The organism is Rhizobium tropici CIAT 899 (assembly GCF_000330885.1).
GTDB lineage: Bacteria > Pseudomonadota > Alphaproteobacteria > Rhizobiales > Rhizobiaceae > Rhizobium > Rhizobium tropici.
This window is the reverse complement of sequence record NC_020059.1, coordinates 1980926-1996596: the sequence shown is the minus strand read 5'-3', so window position 1 is coordinate 1996596 and position 15671 is coordinate 1980926. Positions and strand designations below refer to the sequence as shown.

At 59.6% G+C, this 15671-nt stretch carries 17 protein-coding genes; 15 read left to right on the top strand and 2 right to left on the bottom strand.

Annotated features, from left to right (window positions below):
* The first annotated feature begins 111 nt into the window (after positions 1 to 111).
* Positions 112 to 963 carry an AraC family transcriptional regulator gene (locus RTCIAT899_RS09820; protein ID WP_015340068.1) on the top strand — a complete coding sequence of 284 codons (852 nt, stop codon included), beginning with the start codon at positions 112 to 114 and terminating at the stop codon, positions 961 to 963.
* A 46-nt stretch (positions 964 to 1009) separates the two neighbouring features.
* On the opposite strand, the gene RTCIAT899_RS09815 is transcribed toward RTCIAT899_RS09820, so the two are convergent.
* Together RTCIAT899_RS09815 and RTCIAT899_RS09810 are read right to left on the bottom strand one after the other, a co-directional pair.
* Entirely contained in the window at positions 1010 to 1636 is a 627-nt protein-coding gene (locus tag RTCIAT899_RS09815; protein ID WP_015340067.1) for a glutathione S-transferase family protein, read from the bottom strand.
* A gap of 119 nt (positions 1637 to 1755) precedes the next feature.
* Complete coding sequence (locus RTCIAT899_RS09810; RefSeq protein ID WP_015340066.1) at positions 1756 to 2970, bottom strand: NADP-dependent isocitrate dehydrogenase; 1215 nt, start codon at positions 2968 to 2970, stop codon at positions 1756 to 1758.
* A 222-nt stretch (positions 2971 to 3192) separates the two neighbouring features.
* Here RTCIAT899_RS09810 and RTCIAT899_RS09805 point away from each other — a divergent pair, with 222 nt between their 5' ends.
* From RTCIAT899_RS09805 to RTCIAT899_RS09740, 14 genes are all read left to right on the top strand, one after another.
* Positions 3193 to 3777: a hypothetical protein gene (locus RTCIAT899_RS09805; RefSeq protein ID WP_015340065.1), complete on the top strand. Its 585-nt coding sequence runs from the start codon at positions 3193 to 3195 to the stop codon at positions 3775 to 3777.
* A gap of 112 nt (positions 3778 to 3889) precedes the next feature.
* Positions 3890 to 4732 (top strand): RNA methyltransferase, encoded by an 843-nt coding sequence (locus RTCIAT899_RS09800; RefSeq protein ID WP_015340064.1) that lies wholly within the window; start codon positions 3890 to 3892, stop codon positions 4730 to 4732.
* Positions 4713 to 5513, top strand: coding sequence for a glutamate racemase (gene murI, locus RTCIAT899_RS09795; RefSeq protein WP_015340063.1), 801 nt, complete (start codon positions 4713 to 4715; stop codon positions 5511 to 5513). Before RTCIAT899_RS09800 ends, murI begins: the two co-directional genes overlap by 20 nt.
* 3 nt (positions 5514 to 5516) lie before the next feature.
* Positions 5517 to 5981, top strand: coding sequence for a GNAT family N-acetyltransferase (locus tag RTCIAT899_RS09790; RefSeq protein WP_015340062.1), 465 nt, complete (start codon positions 5517 to 5519; stop codon positions 5979 to 5981).
* A gap of 73 nt (positions 5982 to 6054) precedes the next feature.
* Positions 6055 to 7200: an alpha-hydroxy acid oxidase gene (locus RTCIAT899_RS09785; RefSeq protein ID WP_015340061.1), complete on the top strand. Its 1146-nt coding sequence runs from the start codon at positions 6055 to 6057 to the stop codon at positions 7198 to 7200.
* A gap of 130 nt (positions 7201 to 7330) precedes the next feature.
* A complete protein-coding gene (locus tag RTCIAT899_RS09780; RefSeq protein ID WP_015340060.1) occupies positions 7331 to 8848 on the top strand; it encodes a helicase HerA domain-containing protein in 1518 nt (505 codons plus the stop codon).
* Positions 8849 to 8916: 68 nt separating this feature from the next.
* Positions 8917 to 9252 (top strand): hypothetical protein, encoded by a 336-nt coding sequence (locus tag RTCIAT899_RS09775; RefSeq protein ID WP_041677896.1) that lies wholly within the window; start codon positions 8917 to 8919, stop codon positions 9250 to 9252.
* Positions 9253 to 9255: 3 nt separating this feature from the next.
* The gene (locus tag RTCIAT899_RS09770; protein WP_041677462.1) at positions 9256 to 10080 is read left to right on the top strand and encodes a nucleotidyl transferase AbiEii/AbiGii toxin family protein; all 825 of its coding nucleotides are present in this window, start codon (positions 9256 to 9258) and stop codon (positions 10078 to 10080) included.
* Positions 10081 to 10304: 224 nt separating this feature from the next.
* Complete coding sequence (rpsD, locus tag RTCIAT899_RS09765; protein WP_015340058.1) at positions 10305 to 10922, top strand: 30S ribosomal protein S4; 618 nt, start codon at positions 10305 to 10307, stop codon at positions 10920 to 10922.
* Positions 10923 to 10993: 71 nt separating this feature from the next.
* Positions 10994 to 11923 carry a glutaminase gene (locus RTCIAT899_RS09760; protein WP_015340057.1) on the top strand — a complete coding sequence of 310 codons (930 nt, stop codon included), beginning with the start codon at positions 10994 to 10996 and terminating at the stop codon, positions 11921 to 11923.
* Between the two features lie 60 nt (positions 11924 to 11983).
* A complete protein-coding gene (ttcA, locus tag RTCIAT899_RS09755; RefSeq protein ID WP_015340056.1) occupies positions 11984 to 12871 on the top strand; it encodes a tRNA 2-thiocytidine(32) synthetase TtcA in 888 nt (295 codons plus the stop codon).
* A gap of 73 nt (positions 12872 to 12944) precedes the next feature.
* Complete coding sequence (locus tag RTCIAT899_RS09750; RefSeq protein ID WP_015340055.1) at positions 12945 to 13772, top strand: inositol monophosphatase family protein; 828 nt, start codon at positions 12945 to 12947, stop codon at positions 13770 to 13772.
* A gap of 16 nt (positions 13773 to 13788) precedes the next feature.
* Complete coding sequence (locus tag RTCIAT899_RS09745; RefSeq protein WP_015340054.1) at positions 13789 to 14613, top strand: inositol monophosphatase family protein; 825 nt, start codon at positions 13789 to 13791, stop codon at positions 14611 to 14613.
* A gap of 113 nt (positions 14614 to 14726) precedes the next feature.
* Positions 14727 to 15659: an adenylate/guanylate cyclase domain-containing protein gene (locus tag RTCIAT899_RS09740; protein ID WP_015340053.1), complete on the top strand. Its 933-nt coding sequence runs from the start codon at positions 14727 to 14729 to the stop codon at positions 15657 to 15659.
* Positions 15660 to 15671 lie beyond the last annotated feature (12 nt).

The following is a 15671-nucleotide window of genomic DNA, read 5'->3' as shown; positions in this document are numbered from 1 at the left end:
AGATGGCGGATGCTTCGGTGTCCGCCATTTGTCTTTGTGCAGGCAACTCCGCAGGATTTGTCAAATCGGGTTATGCTCTTGTCGGGTCGATCGATTTGCAAGGGGTTTGACATGAGTGGTGGAACGGCGTGGACACTTTACGAGACCCGGTTGCGGCGGGTTTCGGCCTATATCCATGAGCATCTGGACGATGAGCTCGATATGGAAAGGCTCGCCGAAATCGCCTGCATGTCCAGCTATCACTGGCACAGGATCTATCGGGCGATCTACGGCGAGACGGCGGCGGCGACCGTCAAGCGGCTTCGGCTGCATCGTGCCGCCGGCGATCTCGTCAACACCCGTCTATCCGTCAGCGACATTGCAAAGCGGTCAGGCTATCCCAACCTCCAGTCGTTCAACCGTATCTTCAGATCCGTCTACGGCATGCCGCCGGCGCGACATCGGAATGAGGGAAGCCACACGATCTTCGAACCGAGTACCCAAGGAAGGATCACGGTCATGTTCGACGTTACGCTTCGCACTATTTCCCCGATGTCACTGATCGGTGTCGCCCATCGCGGCTCCTATATGCAGATCGGCCAAGCTTTCGAAACACTTTTCGGTACCATCTTTGCCCGCGGCCTTGCCGGGCCGGACATGCGCATGATCGGAGTCTATCTCGATGATCCGGATGTGGTGGAAGCGGACAAACTGCGCTCCTATGCCTGCGTCACGGCTGGCGAGGCCGTCGTTGCCAATGCTCCGCTGGAGCGGCGTTCGCTCGATGGCGGCGACTATGCCGTGCTGCGCCACAAAGGCCCCTACGCAAACATGCATAAGGCCTATCACTGGCTCTATGCGCAATGGCTGCCGGCTTCCGGTCGGCAATTGCGCGATACCGTCATGTTCGAGGAATATATCAACAATCCGCGCGACGTGCCGCCGACGGAGCTTTTGACCGATATCTATATGCCGCTGCAATAGCGGCATATGGGTGCGCTCGAAGATTTCTTTTTAATGCCTTGTATTGTCAGGCATTTGCTGGCTTCGGCATGGCTGCATTGTCAATCTCGTTGCCGCGGCGATAAGCATCGCGGTCGCTGACCCGGGCCCAATAATCGACGAAGGCCTGCCGCTTCTCGATCGTGCCGAAATTGAGACCCCAGCCGATATGCGAACCGACATAGACGTCGGCGGCCGTGAAGCGGTCGCCGGCGATGAATGGCGAGCTTGAGACTGCATATTCGATCGTATCGAGCACGCCTTGGATGCTGCCGCAGCCGGCCATGCGCTGACGTTCCGGTGGAATTTCGAAGCCAAGCGCGCGGATGGTAACTGCAGCGTCCAACGGGCCGGCAGCAAAAAACATCCAGCGGAAATAGCGGCCGCGCTCGGCCGCCGTCGGGGCGAGGCCAGCCTGCGGGAAGGTTTCGGCCAGATAGGCGCAGATGGCGGCACCTTCGGTGACGACGGTATCGCCATGCTTGATGGCCGGCACCTTGCCCATGGGGTTGACCGCAAGATACTCCGGCGATTTCATCGTCGTGCCGTAATCGAGATATTCGGTGCGGTAGGGCTGGCCGGTCTCCTCCAGCATCCAGCGGGCGATGCGTCCGCGCGACATCGGGTTGGTATAGAATACGAGTTCTTCTGCCATCTGCCTCTCCCTTTTGTTGCGCGCATTTTTGCCATTGGTTCGCCCCGGCGGCAAGATTCCGGGCAAAAGAAAACCCGGCACTAAGGCCGGGTTTTCGCATATCCAGATGGCGGCAAGGCTTAGGCAGCCATGGCCTTCTTGAGGTTCTCGTCGATCTTGTCGAGGAAGGCGGTGGTCGAGAGCCACGGCTGGTCGGGGCCGATCAGCAGCGCCAGGTCCTTGGTCATGTAGCCGGCTTCGACGGTATCGACGCAGACTTTTTCCAGCGTCGAGGCGAACTTTGCGAGTTCCGCATTGTCGTCCAGCTTGGCGCGGTGAGCGAGACCACGGGTCCAGGCGAAGATCGAAGCGATCGAGTTCGTTGAGGTTTCCTGGCCCTTCTGGTGCTGACGGTAGTGGCGCGTCACCGTGCCGTGTGCGGCTTCGGCTTCCACCGTCTTGCCGTCCGGCGTCAGGAGAACCGAGGTCATCAGGCCGAGTGAGCCGAAGCCCTGGGCAACGGTATCGGACTGGACGTCGCCGTCGTAGTTCTTGCAGGCCCAGACGTAGCCGCCGGACCACTTGAGGGCCGAGGCGACCATGTCGTCGATCAGGCGGTGCTCGTAGGTGATGCCGGCTTCGTCGAACTGAGCCTTGAACTCGTTCTGGTAGACTTCTTCGAAGATGTCCTTGAAGCGGCCATCATAGGCCTTGAGAATGGTATTCTTTGTGGAGAGGTAGACCGGCCACTTGCGCATCAGGCCGTACATCATCGAGGCGCGGGCGAATTCGCGGATCGACTCGTCGAGGTTGTACATGGCCATGGCAACGCCGGCGCCCGGAGCGTTGAAGACTTCCTTTTCGATGACTTCGCCATCTTCGCCGACGAACTTGATGGTCAGCTTGCCCTTGCCCGGGAATTTGAAGTCGGTCGCGCGATACTGATCTCCGAAGGCATGGCGGCCGACGACGATCGGCTTGGTCCAGCCGGGAACGAGGCGCGGAACGTTCTTGCAGATGATCGGCTCGCGGAAGATGACGCCGCCGAGGATGTTGCGGATGGTGCCGTTCGGGCTCTTCCACATCTGCTTCAGGTTGAATTCCTTGACGCGATCTTCATCCGGCGTGATCGTCGCGCACTTGATGCCGACACCATGCTTCTTGATGGCGTTGGCGGCGTCGATCGTGACCTGGTCGTTGGTCGCGTCGCGGTTTTCGACCGAGAGGTCGTAGTAGTCGATATCGATGTCGAGGTAGGGGTAGATCAGTTTATCTTTGATAAACTGCCAGATGATGCGAGTCATTTCATCGCCATCGAGATCGGCAACGGGATTTGCGACCTTGATCTTCTTCATACTTCTGCCTCGTTTAAGCTAATGGGACCGGATGGTCCTGTGGGTAATGTGAAGTCCCGAGGGCTATAGCACCGCAAGCGCGGAACGCAAAGCCGATAGAGCCTTCCGCGTCGCGTTTTTGATCATTCGTGACATCGCCCGCATTTTGCGATCCGGCCATTGCCAAAGCGGTCGATGGGTCTAATGTCGCGCATGTTTTGCCTGTTGCAACGGAATCATATCATGCAGAAATTTGCCGCCTCCGCGATTGCCTTTACGCTTTTCCAGTTTTCGTTTGGTGCGCATATGGCGCTTGCTGCCGATGCGACGACGCCGGTCAAGGCCATCATGGATGCGACGGTCTCGAACTGGGCGGGCGGCGACAGCGACTGGCAGGATATTTTCGGCGAGGACAAGCTCAAGGATATCTACAGCAAGGATTTTGGAGCGAAATACGAGGCGGCGGCGCAATTTCCCGCCGCCGACGAGGATGGTATCTCGCCTTTCGACTACGATGTCATCGTCAACGCGCAGGACGCGTGTCCGCTGGAGGATGTGAAGATTGCCGCACAGCCGCCCAAGAACAATGTGACGGAAGTGCTGGCAACCTTCAAGAAATTAACCTGCATGGGTTCCGACGCCGATTATCAGAAGGTGACGACGGTTCGCTTCGAGGTCATCGAGGAGGGCGGACGGCCCGTGGTGGATGATATCGTCACCAACGACGACAACGGCAATCCGAGCTCGCTCAAGAGCGTGATGGTGGATCTTGTCAAACAGCAGCAACAACAGCCTTCCGATCAGCAGAAGTCGGCCAATCCGCAATAGTGGGGAGGGCTCGTCGCGGCGCTGACGCTCAAAAACCTTGCCGAGCGGCCGGTGTCTCGTTATTGCGACCGTGATTTGCGCAATTGAGTTCGCGCGCGGAGATTTAGGTATCATGGCAGGCACGAACAGCGAGCGTCAACTTCTGGCCGAAGGGCCGGCCATCATTCTGGTCGAGCCACAAATGGGCGAGAATATCGGCATGGTGGCGCGCGCCATGGCGAATTTCGGCCTCGCCGAGTTGCGTCTCGTCAACCCGCGAGATGGCTGGCCGAACGAGAGGGCGCAGGCGACCGCTTCGAAGGCGGATCACATCATCGAGGCGACGAAGGTCTATGAAACGCTGGAACAAGCGATCGCTGATCTCAATTTCGTCTATGCGACGACAGCGCGCGAGCGGGATGGCTACAAGCCGGTGCGTTCGCCTGTCGTTGCGGCGGAGACCCTTCGCGCAAAGTTCAAGGCAGGTGAGGGCACCGGCATTCTCTTCGGGCGCGAGCGCTGGGGTCTGACGAATGAGGAAGTGGCGCTGGCCGACGAGATCGTCACCTTTCCCGTCAATCCTGCTTTCGCCTCGCTGAACATAGCCCAGGCCGTGCTGTTGATGTCCTATGAGTGGATGAAGTCGGGCATGGAGGATCTGGGCGACGTGCCGTTCCAGGCGATCGAGCAGCGGCCATCGACGAAGGATCAGCTTTTCGGCCTGTTCGATCAGCTCGAAGAGGCGCTGGATGCGCGCAATTATTTCCATCCTGCCGGGAAAAAGCCGAAAATGGTCGACAATCTTCGGGCGGTCCTCTCGCGCCGGGCGTTCACCGAGCAGGAAATCAGCGTCTTGCGCGGGGTGATCTCGTCTCTCGACCGTTTCACGCGGCAATCCCCGCGCGGCAGCGGCTCGCATCCCAGATCCTCGAAAGCACCGAAGGAAGCCCCAAGCGATGACAGCAGCGGCGAATGAGCTGAAACCGGTCCTCGTCTTCGATTCAGGGATCGGAGGTTTGACCGTGCTTCGCGAGGCGCGCGTGCTGATGCCCGAGCGCGGTTTCATCTATATCGCCGACGATGCCGGTTTTCCCTATGGTAGTTGGGAAGAAGCGGCGCTGAAGGAGCGCATCGTCGATCTCTTCGCAAAGCTGCTCGTGCAATATGACCCGGAAGTCTGCATCATCGCCTGCAATACGGCGTTCACGCTGGCCGGCGCCGCTCTTCGTGCCGCCTTTCCGCAAATGACGTTCGTGGGCACGGTACCGGCGATCAAGCCGGCCGCCGAGCGGACCCGCTCCGGCCTTGTCTCGGTGCTTGCGACACCGGGCACCGTCAAGCGCGCCTATACGCGCGACCTGATCCAGTCTTTTGCCACGCAGTGCCATGTGCGGCTCGTCGGATCGCAGGACCTGGCACGTCTGGCGGAAGCTTATATTCGCGGCGATGTCGTCAGCGATGAGGCAGTCATGACCGAGATCGAGCAGTGCTTCGTCGAGATGGATGGCCGCAAGACCGATATCGTCGTACTTGCCTGCACGCATTATCCTTTCATGGCGAATATCTTCCGCAGGCTCGCGCCATGGCCGGTCGACTGGCTCGATCCGGCTGAAGCCATCGCAAGGCGTGCCCGCAGTCTCGTGCCGCAGGTGGCCGATGCCGTCCATCCCGACAATTTCGATTTTGCGGTGTTTACCTCCGGTGCGCCGGATTTTCCCACCCGCCGGCTGATGCAGGGTTTTGGACTCAAGGCTTGAGAGATGACTGACAAGATTTCGTTGCGTAAACTCGATCTCGCGGACATGCCGGCCGCTGCCGCCGTTCATCGCGCGTCCTTCAACGAGCGGCTGCCGACGCTTGCCGGGCTTCATACGCCGGAAGAGGATGTCGGTTTCTGGAGCGCTGTGGTCTTCAAAGACTGTCAGGTCTGGGGCGCGGAAGAGGGCGGTCGCCTGGTCGGCGTCATTGCCTTCCTCGAGGATTGGATCGACCAACTTTATGTCCTGCCCGAGGCGCAGGGGCGTGGCATCGGCAGCCGCTTGCTCGATGTCGCCAAGTCGACCTATCCGGCGCTGTCGCTCTGGACATTCCAGAGAAACGAGCCAGCGCGCCGCTTTTACGAAAAACACGGCTTCTTCGTGGTTGACGAGTCGGACGGGGCAGGCAATGAGGAAAAGGAGCCGGATGTGCTTTACAAGTGGGAAGCACGCTTGCACCGGTTGTAATGCAGGATTGGACTGAGCGGCGGGATATTGGGAGGTATGTCATTGATGTCTTTTGAGAATGCCGAGGTCAGCCATGCGTCTGCGTGAATGCCATAATTTCCATGATTTTCGTCTTCTTGCGAAAAAGCGTCTCCCCGGCCCGATCTTCAACTATATCGACGGCGCAGCCGACGACGAGGTGACGCTGAGGCGAAACACAACCAGCTTTGAAAGCTGCGATCTCGTGCCCAACGTTCTGCGTGGGGTCAGCGAGATCGACATGTCTGTCACCGTTATGGGACAAAAGCTTGCGACGCCCTTCTATTGCTCGCCGACGGCGTTGCAGCGTCTCTTCCATCATCAGGGCGAGAACGCGGTGGCTGCTGCGGCCTCCTCCCTCGGCACGATGTTCGGTGTTTCTTCGCTCGGTACTGTCAGCCTTGAGGAAATTCGCAAGAAGCATTCCGGGCCGCAGGTCTACCAGTTCTATTTCCACAAAGACCGTGGCTTGAACCGTGCAATGATGGAGCGGGCAAAGGAAGCCGGTGTCAATGTGATGATGCTGACGGTGGACAGCATCACCGGCGGCAATCGCGAACGCGACCTTCGCACCGGGTTTTCCATTCCGTTCAAGCTCAATCTGGCGGGGGTCACCCAGTTTGCCATCAAGCCCGCTTGGGCGCTGAACTACGTCACTCACGAGAAATTCCGCCTGCCGCAGCTCGACGAGCATGTCGACATGAGCGGCGGCGCGATGTCGATCGGCAAGTATTTCACCGAGATGCTCGATCCATCGATGAACTGGAACGACGTCGCCGAGATGGTGAAGCACTGGAACGGACAGTTCTGCCTGAAGGGCATCATGTCGGTCGAGGACGCCAAGCGCGCTGTCGACATCGGATGCACCGGCATAGTGCTCTCAAACCATGGCGGCCGGCAGCTGGACGGCTCACGCTCGGCATTCGATCAGCTGGCCGAGATCGTCGATGCCGTCGGCCATCGCATCGATGTGATGATGGATGGCGGTATCCAGCGCGGCACACATGTGTTGAAGGCTCTGTCGCTCGGCGCCAAGGCCGTTGGCCTCGGCCGTTTCTATCTCTATCCGCTCGCGGCTGCCGGTCAGGCTGGTGTGGAGCGGGCGCTCAGGCATCTGCGCACGGAAGTCGAGCGCGACATGAAGCTGATGGGCTGCACCTCGGTCAGTGAGCTGTCGCGGGCCAATTTGCGCTTCAGATAGGTCTCGCAATCGCCTGTGGGTTTTTTCAATCCACGGGCGCGAAGCTTGGAAATCTTTGCTAGACGAGGGCGCGTCCTTTCAGAAAGATGGGGCGTATTCACATTTGATTCTTGCTCATAGGGGAAGTGCATTGCAGGTCGGCATCGACATGGGAACGGCGTCCGGCGGGACCAGCGCCCAGCTCGATATCGAGGAGCTGTTGGCTACCCGTCTTCTGGTGCAGGGCAATTCCGGTTCCGGAAAATCGCACCTCCTGCGGCGGCTGCTGGAGCAGTCGGCGCAGTGGGTGCAGCAGGTCATCATCGATCCGGAAGGCGATTTCGTCACCCTGGCCGATAAGTTCGGTCATGTGGTCGTCGATGGCGAGCGTACGGAAGCAGAACTTGCCGGCATCGCCAATCGCATCCGCCAGCACCGCGTCTCCTGCGTGCTGACGCTCGAGGGGCTCGATATCGAGCAGCAAATGCGCGCTGCCGCCGCCTTCCTGAATGGCATGTTCGATGCCGATCGCGAATTCTGGTATCCGGTTCTCGTCGTGGTCGACGAGGCGCAGATGTTTGCGCCCTCGGTCGGCGGCGACGTTTCGGAAGATGCGCGCAAGATGTCGCTCGGCGCCATGACCAATCTGATGTGCCGCGGCCGTAAGCGCGGGCTTGCCGGCGTCATCGCCACGCAGCGCCTCGCAAAGCTCGCCAAGAACGTTGCTGCCGAAGCTTCCAATTTCCTGATGGGCCGCACCTTCCTCGATATCGACATGGCTCGTGCCGCCGACCTTCTCGGCATGGATCGCCGGCAGGCGGAAATGTTCCGCGACCTGAAGCGCGGCAATTTCGTAGCCCTCGGGCCGGCACTTTCGCGCCGTCCGCTGCCGATCGCCATCGGCGCGGTGGAGACCTCGGCGCGCTCTTCCAGCCCGAAGCTGATGCCGCTGCCGGATGCGCCGCAGGATGTTGAAGATCTGATCTTCACGCCGGACCCGGAAGAGTTTGCGAGAGCCGTTGTCCGCCGCACCACGCCAGCGCCGCGCCCAACGACCGATATTCTGGCTGAGCTATCCCGCTCCGTGCCGGCGGCAAGCCAGGCGCCTTCCGAGCCCAAGGTCAGCCAGCCGGAATTATCCAGCGAGGATCGCGAGGCGAGGGTGAGCGCCGTGCTTTCCGAAATCCTCGACGACCCGGCCTCGGGCTTCCGCACGGATTCGGTGCTCTATCAGGAGTTTCTCGTTCGGTTGCGTATGCGCCGGGTTCCCGGTGCGCCCATGAGCCTCTCGGAATTCCGTCGCCGCGTGGCGATTGCGCGCTCCGGTGCCGACGAAGAGGTCATGGCAACGGATCAATGGGCAACGGCGCTTTCACTGTCTACCAGCGTCACCGATGACCTGCAGGGCGTCTTTTTGATGTTGGCCAAGGCCGCCATCAGCGGTGAACCGTGCCCGTCCGACGCCCGCATCGCCCGTGCCTACGGCACACATTCGGCCAGACGCGCGCGGCGACTGCTGAGCTATTTCGAAGAGCAAGGCAGCGTCGTCGTTCACACGGATTTCTCGGGCAAGCGGATCGTCGCTTTCCCGGATATGGGCTCACAGACCGCGCCCGGCGATGCCAATGCGCCCGATCCGGATGGTGGCGAGCAGGCGGCAGCGGAATAGCCTGAGAACGGGCACTCTTGATCCGTATCCGGGATACGCTTATATTCATCGTTGCAGGAGATGAATTCATGGCCGCGCGTGACAGGATCCAGCGATATAGGGAAAGTGGTGGAGCGTCCGACCTAGTGAGGGTGGAGGTTCTAGTTCCTGCAGCGTGCCGCAATGATATCCTGTCGCAAGCGGCGGAAATGCGCGCAGAACATCGACAAAGGAAAGAGCGTCTTCGAGAGAATGTCGAGGAAGCGCTTGACCGCTACGGCACCCGCCTTCTTGACAATATCGATCTGGATCGGCTGCCCGATTTGGCACAGAAGGTAAGGGTGGTAGCCAGCGCCTTGATGGAGCGCGGCGATGCACGCGCCTTTGCAATAGGGCGTCGCATGCTTGACGAGGTCGGACGATAGGCGATGGCGCTGACCAAACTGCAAAAAGAGATTATGGCGTCCATCGCAAAAAATCGCTCGGAAACCAGCTATGTCGCAGGTGGGCTTGTCCTTAATATGAATTGGCCTCGTTTGTCCGACGATATCGATATCTTCCAGGATACCGACGAGGAAATCGGCCCTGTCGCCGAGCGGGACATGGAAACGCTCAAAAATGACGGTTTCCGTGTTTATGTCGAGGTCAATGTCTATGGCTGTGTCGAGGCGGAAGTCTCCAAGGCGCGGGAGAATACGCTCATTCAATGGATGAGCGAATCTCGAACCCGGTTTTTCCCGCTTATTCGAGACAAGGAGTGGGGCGCAAGACTTCATCCAGCGGACCTTGCCGTGAATAAGGTTCTCGCGGCATCAACCCGGACAAAGCCTCGGGATTTCGTCGATTTGTTAATGATCGACGAAAGGTTGTCTCCGCTTGGTGCGGTTGTCGTCGCAGCCTCGGGAAAGCCACCGCATTATTCCCCAATCAGGATAATTGATGAAATTCGGCGAAGAGGGCTATCGGTTTCGACCGAGGATTATGATTCCGTGAGAGGTCTTCCAGTCGATCTTACGGCCAGCGTTATTCGCGACAGGCTTGTGGAGGTGCTGAATGGAGCGGAGCGCTATATTCGATCGGCGCCACCGGATATAGTCGGTCTGCTTGCAGTCAATCCTAGCGGCATCCCAATTCAGATATCGGCTTTGACCGACGATGGCGTGCAGTTTCGAAAGGCGACATCAGAGCCGGATCTAATGCCGTCGTTACCGGATGTGCCCGAGGACTGGCGCGGCCTCGGACGTGCGGAATGAAACCGCGCTTCTCGCCGATCCTGCTGTTGACAATTCCATGACAACCCCTTACAGACCGCGCCAACGCCGGGCAGAAATGTCCGGTGTTTCATTTGACATGTCCCGTGGCTTCGTCCGTTCGCTAACGTGAGAAGCCTGTCAGAGCTCGAAAACGGAGTTCAGAGGAGGGCGTGTTTCCTTCGCGGTTCGGCAACGGGCCGCCATAACACTTGAAAGGAAATGCGATGAGCAAGCGCGAATCGTCCAAGTACAAAATTGACCGCCGTATGGGCGAGAACATCTGGGGTCGTCCGAAGTCCCCGGTTAACCGTCGCGAATACGGCCCGGGCCAGCACGGTCAGCGCCGCAAGGGCAAGCTTTCGGACTTCGGTGTGCAGCTGCGCGCCAAGCAGAAGCTGAAGGGCTACTACGGCGACCTGCGCGAGAAGCAGTTCCGCGCGATCTTCGCTGAAGCTGACCGTCGCAAGGGCGACACCTCGGAAAACCTGATCGGCCTGCTCGAATCGCGCCTCGACGCGATCGTCTACCGCGCCAAGTTCGTTCCGACCGTTTTCGCTGCCCGTCAGTTCGTCAACCACGGCCACGTCACCGTTAACGGCGTTCGCGTCAACATCGGTTCGTACCGCTGCAAGGCTGGCGACGTTATTGAAGTTCGCGAAAAGTCCAAGCAGCTCGTAACCGTTCTCGAATCGGTTGCTCTCGCTGAGCGCGACGTTCCGGACTACATCGAAGTCGATCACAACAAGATGGTTGCGACCTTCGCTCGTGTTCCGGCTCTCGGCGATGTACCGTACGCCGTCGTCATGGAACCGCATCTGGTCGTCGAATTCTATTCGCGTTAATAGGCGGATAACTTTCTTGATGAATGAAAAGCCGCTCGGTTCGAGCGGCTTTTTTGTCTTTGGAGCGCCTCATGACGGATTTGCAGGCCATTCTCGACGGCATACATGCGGAGCTTTCGCCGCGCATCGGCGAGGGCAAGGTTGCCGATTACATTCCGGAGCTGGCAAAGGTCGATCCGAAGCAGTTCGGAATGGCAATCGCAACTGTCGACGGCAAAGTCTACAGCATCGGTGATGCCGGCGTTCCTTTCTCCATCCAGAGTATCTCCAAGGTCTTCATGCTGACCTTGGCGCTCGGCAAGGTCGGCGAGAGCTTGTGGAATCGTGTTGGGCGCGAGCCATCCGGCACGGCTTTCAATTCCATCGTCCAGCTGGAACGGGAAGAGGGTATTCCCCGCAATCCCTTCGTCAATGCAGGTGCCATCGCTGTCAGCGATGTCGTACTCGCTGGACACGAGCCGCGCGAGGCGATCGGCGAGCTGCTGCGCTTCGTCCGTTATGTGGCCGACGACGAGACGATCAGCATCGATGACAGGGTGGCGCGTTCGGAGACGCAGACGGGTTTCCGCAATTTCGCGCTCGCCAATTTTATGCGCGCGTATGGCAATATCCACCATCCGGTCGAGCATGTGCTCGGTGTCTATTTCCATCAATGTGCGCTTTCCATGAGCTGCCGGCAGCTTGCCAAGGCGGGGCTCTATCTCGCTGCGCGCGGCAGCAATCCGATCACCGGGCACTCCGTCGTCTCGCCGAAGCGGGCGCGGCGCATCAATGCGCTGATGCTGACCTGCGGGCATTATGATGGCTCAGGGGATTTCGCCTATCACGTCGGTCTGCCGGGCAAGAGCGGCGTCGGCGGCGGCATCCTGGCCGTAGCGCCCGGCATCGGCTCGATCGCAGTCTGGTCGCCGGGCCTGAACAAGGTCGGCAATTCGCAGCTCGGTGCCGTGGCATTGGAAATGCTGGCGGCCCGCACCGGCTGGTCCGTATTCGGTGATTGATACGGTGTCTTCTCGTCCCGCTTTCTGCTATCAGCGTGGCGAGATCCAAGGAACGACGGAATGAATATCACGACGACGGTGAAAGACGACATCGATATCGAGGCTGAAGATGGTGGTTCTGCCGCGCATCCGATGTTTTCTGATGCGCCGCGCTCCGTTTCCTTCAACAAGCTGCGCAAGCGCCTGTTGCGGCAGGTACGCCAGGCCATGGAAGACTTCCAGATGCTGAAGGGCCAGAAGCGCTGGCTGGTTGGCCTTTCCGGAGGCAAGGATTCCTACGGTCTGCTGGCGCTCTTGCTTGACCTGAAATGGCGCGGTTTGCTGCCGGTGGAAATCATCGCCTGCAATCTCGATCAGGGTCAGCCGAATTTCCCGAAGCATGTTCTGCCCGAATACCTCACGAAGATCGGCGTTGCCCATCGCATCCAGTATCGCGACACTTATTCGATCGTGAAGGAGAAGGTGCCGGAGGGAGCAACCTATTGCTCGCTCTGTTCGCGCCTGCGCCGCGGTAATCTTTATCGCATCGCCCGCGAGGAGGGCTGCGATGCGCTGGTGCTGGGCCATCATCGCGAGGATATTCTCGAGACCTTCTTTATGAACTTCTTCCATGGCGGCCGGCTGGCCTCGATGCCGGCGAAGCTGGTCAATGACGAAGGCGACTTGATGCTTCTGCGTCCGTTAGCCTATGCCGCCGAGGACGATCTTGCCAAATTTGCTGCCGCCATGCAGTTTCCAATCATCCCGTGCGATCTCTGCGGCTCGCAGGATGGGTTGCAGCGTAATGCCATGAAGGACATGCTCGCCGATATCGAACGGCGCATGCCTGGCCGTAAGGATACGATGCTGCGTGCACTGGCGCATGTGAACCCGTCACACCTGCTCGACCTGAAACTGTTCGATTTCGCTGGGTTGATGACACAGGGGTCTTCCAGCGATCCAACGTAAATTCAGCGCTTTTGCCACACCGATGTCATCGAATCGGGCATAAGAGGAAGCCCTTTCAAAACAGAGGCTTCCTATGACTTTCTCCGATGCTGATTTCGACTATGTGATGACGATCGTTGCCGAAGCGGCGTCAAAGGAAATCATGCTGCGTTTCCGCAACCTGGACGCTGGCGACATATCGGAAAAGACCTCGGCCATCGACCTTGTGACCGAGGCCGACCTTCGGGCTGAGCGGCACATCACCGCGGCATTGAAGACACGGTTTCCAAAGGCCGTCATCGTGGGCGAAGAAGCCTATGAGGCCGACAAGTCCGTCGTGCCGGCGCTGGCGCATGCGGAATTGGCTTTCACCATCGACCCGGTGGACGGCACATTCAATTTCGCGGCGGGATTGCCGGTCTTCGGGACGATCGTCGCCGTCATCGCCAATGGCGAGACGATCGCGAGCATCATCCACGATCCCGTGCTTGGCGACACCCTGACCGCCATGAAAGGCGGCGGCACTTTCCTGCGCCGGCAAACCGGGCAGGCGAGGCGGCTTGCCGTCGCCGCGCCGGCGTCTTTGAAGGCGATGACGGGCGCCATATCCTGGGGGCATATGGATGAGCCTGAGCGGTCACGCATCTGCGGCAATCTATCGAAGACCCGTATGGCTTTCTCTCTCAATTGCTCGGCCTACGAATATTGGATGGTGGCGTCGGGCAAGTGGCACTTCATCGGCCATTCAAAGCTGATGCCATGGGATCATCTTGCCGGAGTGCTGGCGCATCAGGAAGCAGGCGGTTATACCGCCAAATTCGATGGCACGCCCTACAGACCCGGCGAGACGACGGGCGGCATTATTTCTGCGCCGGATGAGGAAAGCTGGCGGATGATTCGCCGCGAGATCATCGGCGCCTGACGCGAAAGGAAAAAGCATGACATCGCTCGTTGACGTTACCACGCTTGCTCATGTGCTGCGCCGTGCGGCACAGACGGAGATCCTGCCGCGTTTTCGCAGGCTGGGCAGCGACGATATCCGCGCCAAGAGTGAGGCGACGGATCTGGTAACGGAAGCCGATGAGCGTGCCGAACATATGATAAAGGCGGAGGTCGCACGGCTCTGGCCCGAAGCTTTGTTCATCGGCGAGGAATCGGTTGCCGCCGACCCATCGCTATTGACGAAGCTCGTGGATGTCGATCTCGCGATCATCGTCGATCCCGTCGACGGCACATTCAATTTCGCCGCCGGCATTCCGGCCTTCGGCGTCATGGCTTCGGTGGTTTCGAAGGGAGAAACCGTTGCCGGCATCATCTTCGATCCGATGGGCGACGATTGGGTGCTGGCGGAACGCGGCAGCGGCGCATGGCTGCGCCGGCCCGATGGCGAGACGCTGCGTCTCAAGGTTGCTCCATCCGTCCCCCTTGACGAATTGGTCGGTATGGCGGCTACCGGCTTTCTGCCCAAGGAAAAGCGCGCCGAGATCATGGGTAATCTCGCCAAGGTGCGCTACACGACCTGCTATCGCTGCGCGGCGCATGAGTATCGCACGCTCGCGGGCGGCTATGTGCATTATCTCATGTACAACAAGCTGATGCCTTGGGATCACCTGGCGGGATCGCTGATCTCGGCCGAATCCGGAGCCTATGTCCGCCGTTTCGACGGTTCGCCCTATTTGCCGCATCACCTCGATGGCGGGCTCCTTGTCGCGGTGGACAAGGACACATGGGAGCTGTTGCGGCGCGAAGTCTTCACTCTTTGAGGGGATCCACGCCACGATAGCCGGCGCGGCCTCTTGGAAAGTGACAGCCGGAGGGCTATCTTTGCTCCAACAGGCAAGAGCCTTGGTCGGCGCTTGCCGCGAGGATGAGACAAATGTCCGAGACGAGCCGCAAGCTGACCACCATCTTCTGCGCCGATGTGCAGGACTACACGCGCCTCATGGGGAAGGACGAGGAGGGGACGCTTTCAACCCTTCGTCGTTACCGCGATGCGATGAAACGGCTGATCGAAGCCCATGGCGGCCGGGTCATCAATACCTGGGGCGATGGCGTGTTCGCCGAGTTTCCAAGCGTCGTCGAAGCCGTGCGCGCTGCGATCGACACGCAGAACGAGCTTGCCGGCTACAATGCCGTAATCAATCCCGACAAGCAGATGCTCTTTCGCATCGGCCTCAATCTCGGTGATGTGATCGCCGATGGCGACGATCTCTATGGAGACGGCGTCAATATTGCAGCTCGGCTGCAGTCGCGCGCTGCTCCAGGCGGCATCGTCATTTCCAACACCGTCTATGACCAGGTGCGCAACAAGGTTGCCGTAGGTTTCGATTTTCTCGGGCAGCTCGAGGTCAAGAACATCGACGGCGGCGTGCCGAGCTATGCGGTGCGGATCGGCAGCGTGCAGGTTGTCGACACGACGTCCGATTATCGCTCGCCTCGTCCGGAGCGAGCCCCTGCGCGGGCGCCCGAGCCGGTGGCGCAGGAGCCTGCGCTGCAGGACTGGCGCCGCAGCTATGCTGCGCCGCTCATCGTCTGCATCGGGCTTGCCATACTCAACGGCCTTACCTGGCACGGAGAGTTCTGGGCAAAATGGCCGATACTCGCCATTTTATGGGTTACGGCATTTCGCTACGTGCGCAGCAACAGGCAGATCGATATGGCGATCGCCAGTCTTGTCATCACCGGCGTTGGCATCGTTATGATCAATCTTTTCACCTGGCACGGCACGCCCTGGGCGATGTGGCCCTTGTTCGGCCTTGCGATCGCCGCGGCGCTACGCTGGGTCAGCCGGCCGCGCAGCGGCGTTTAAGGAGTCGCGTCG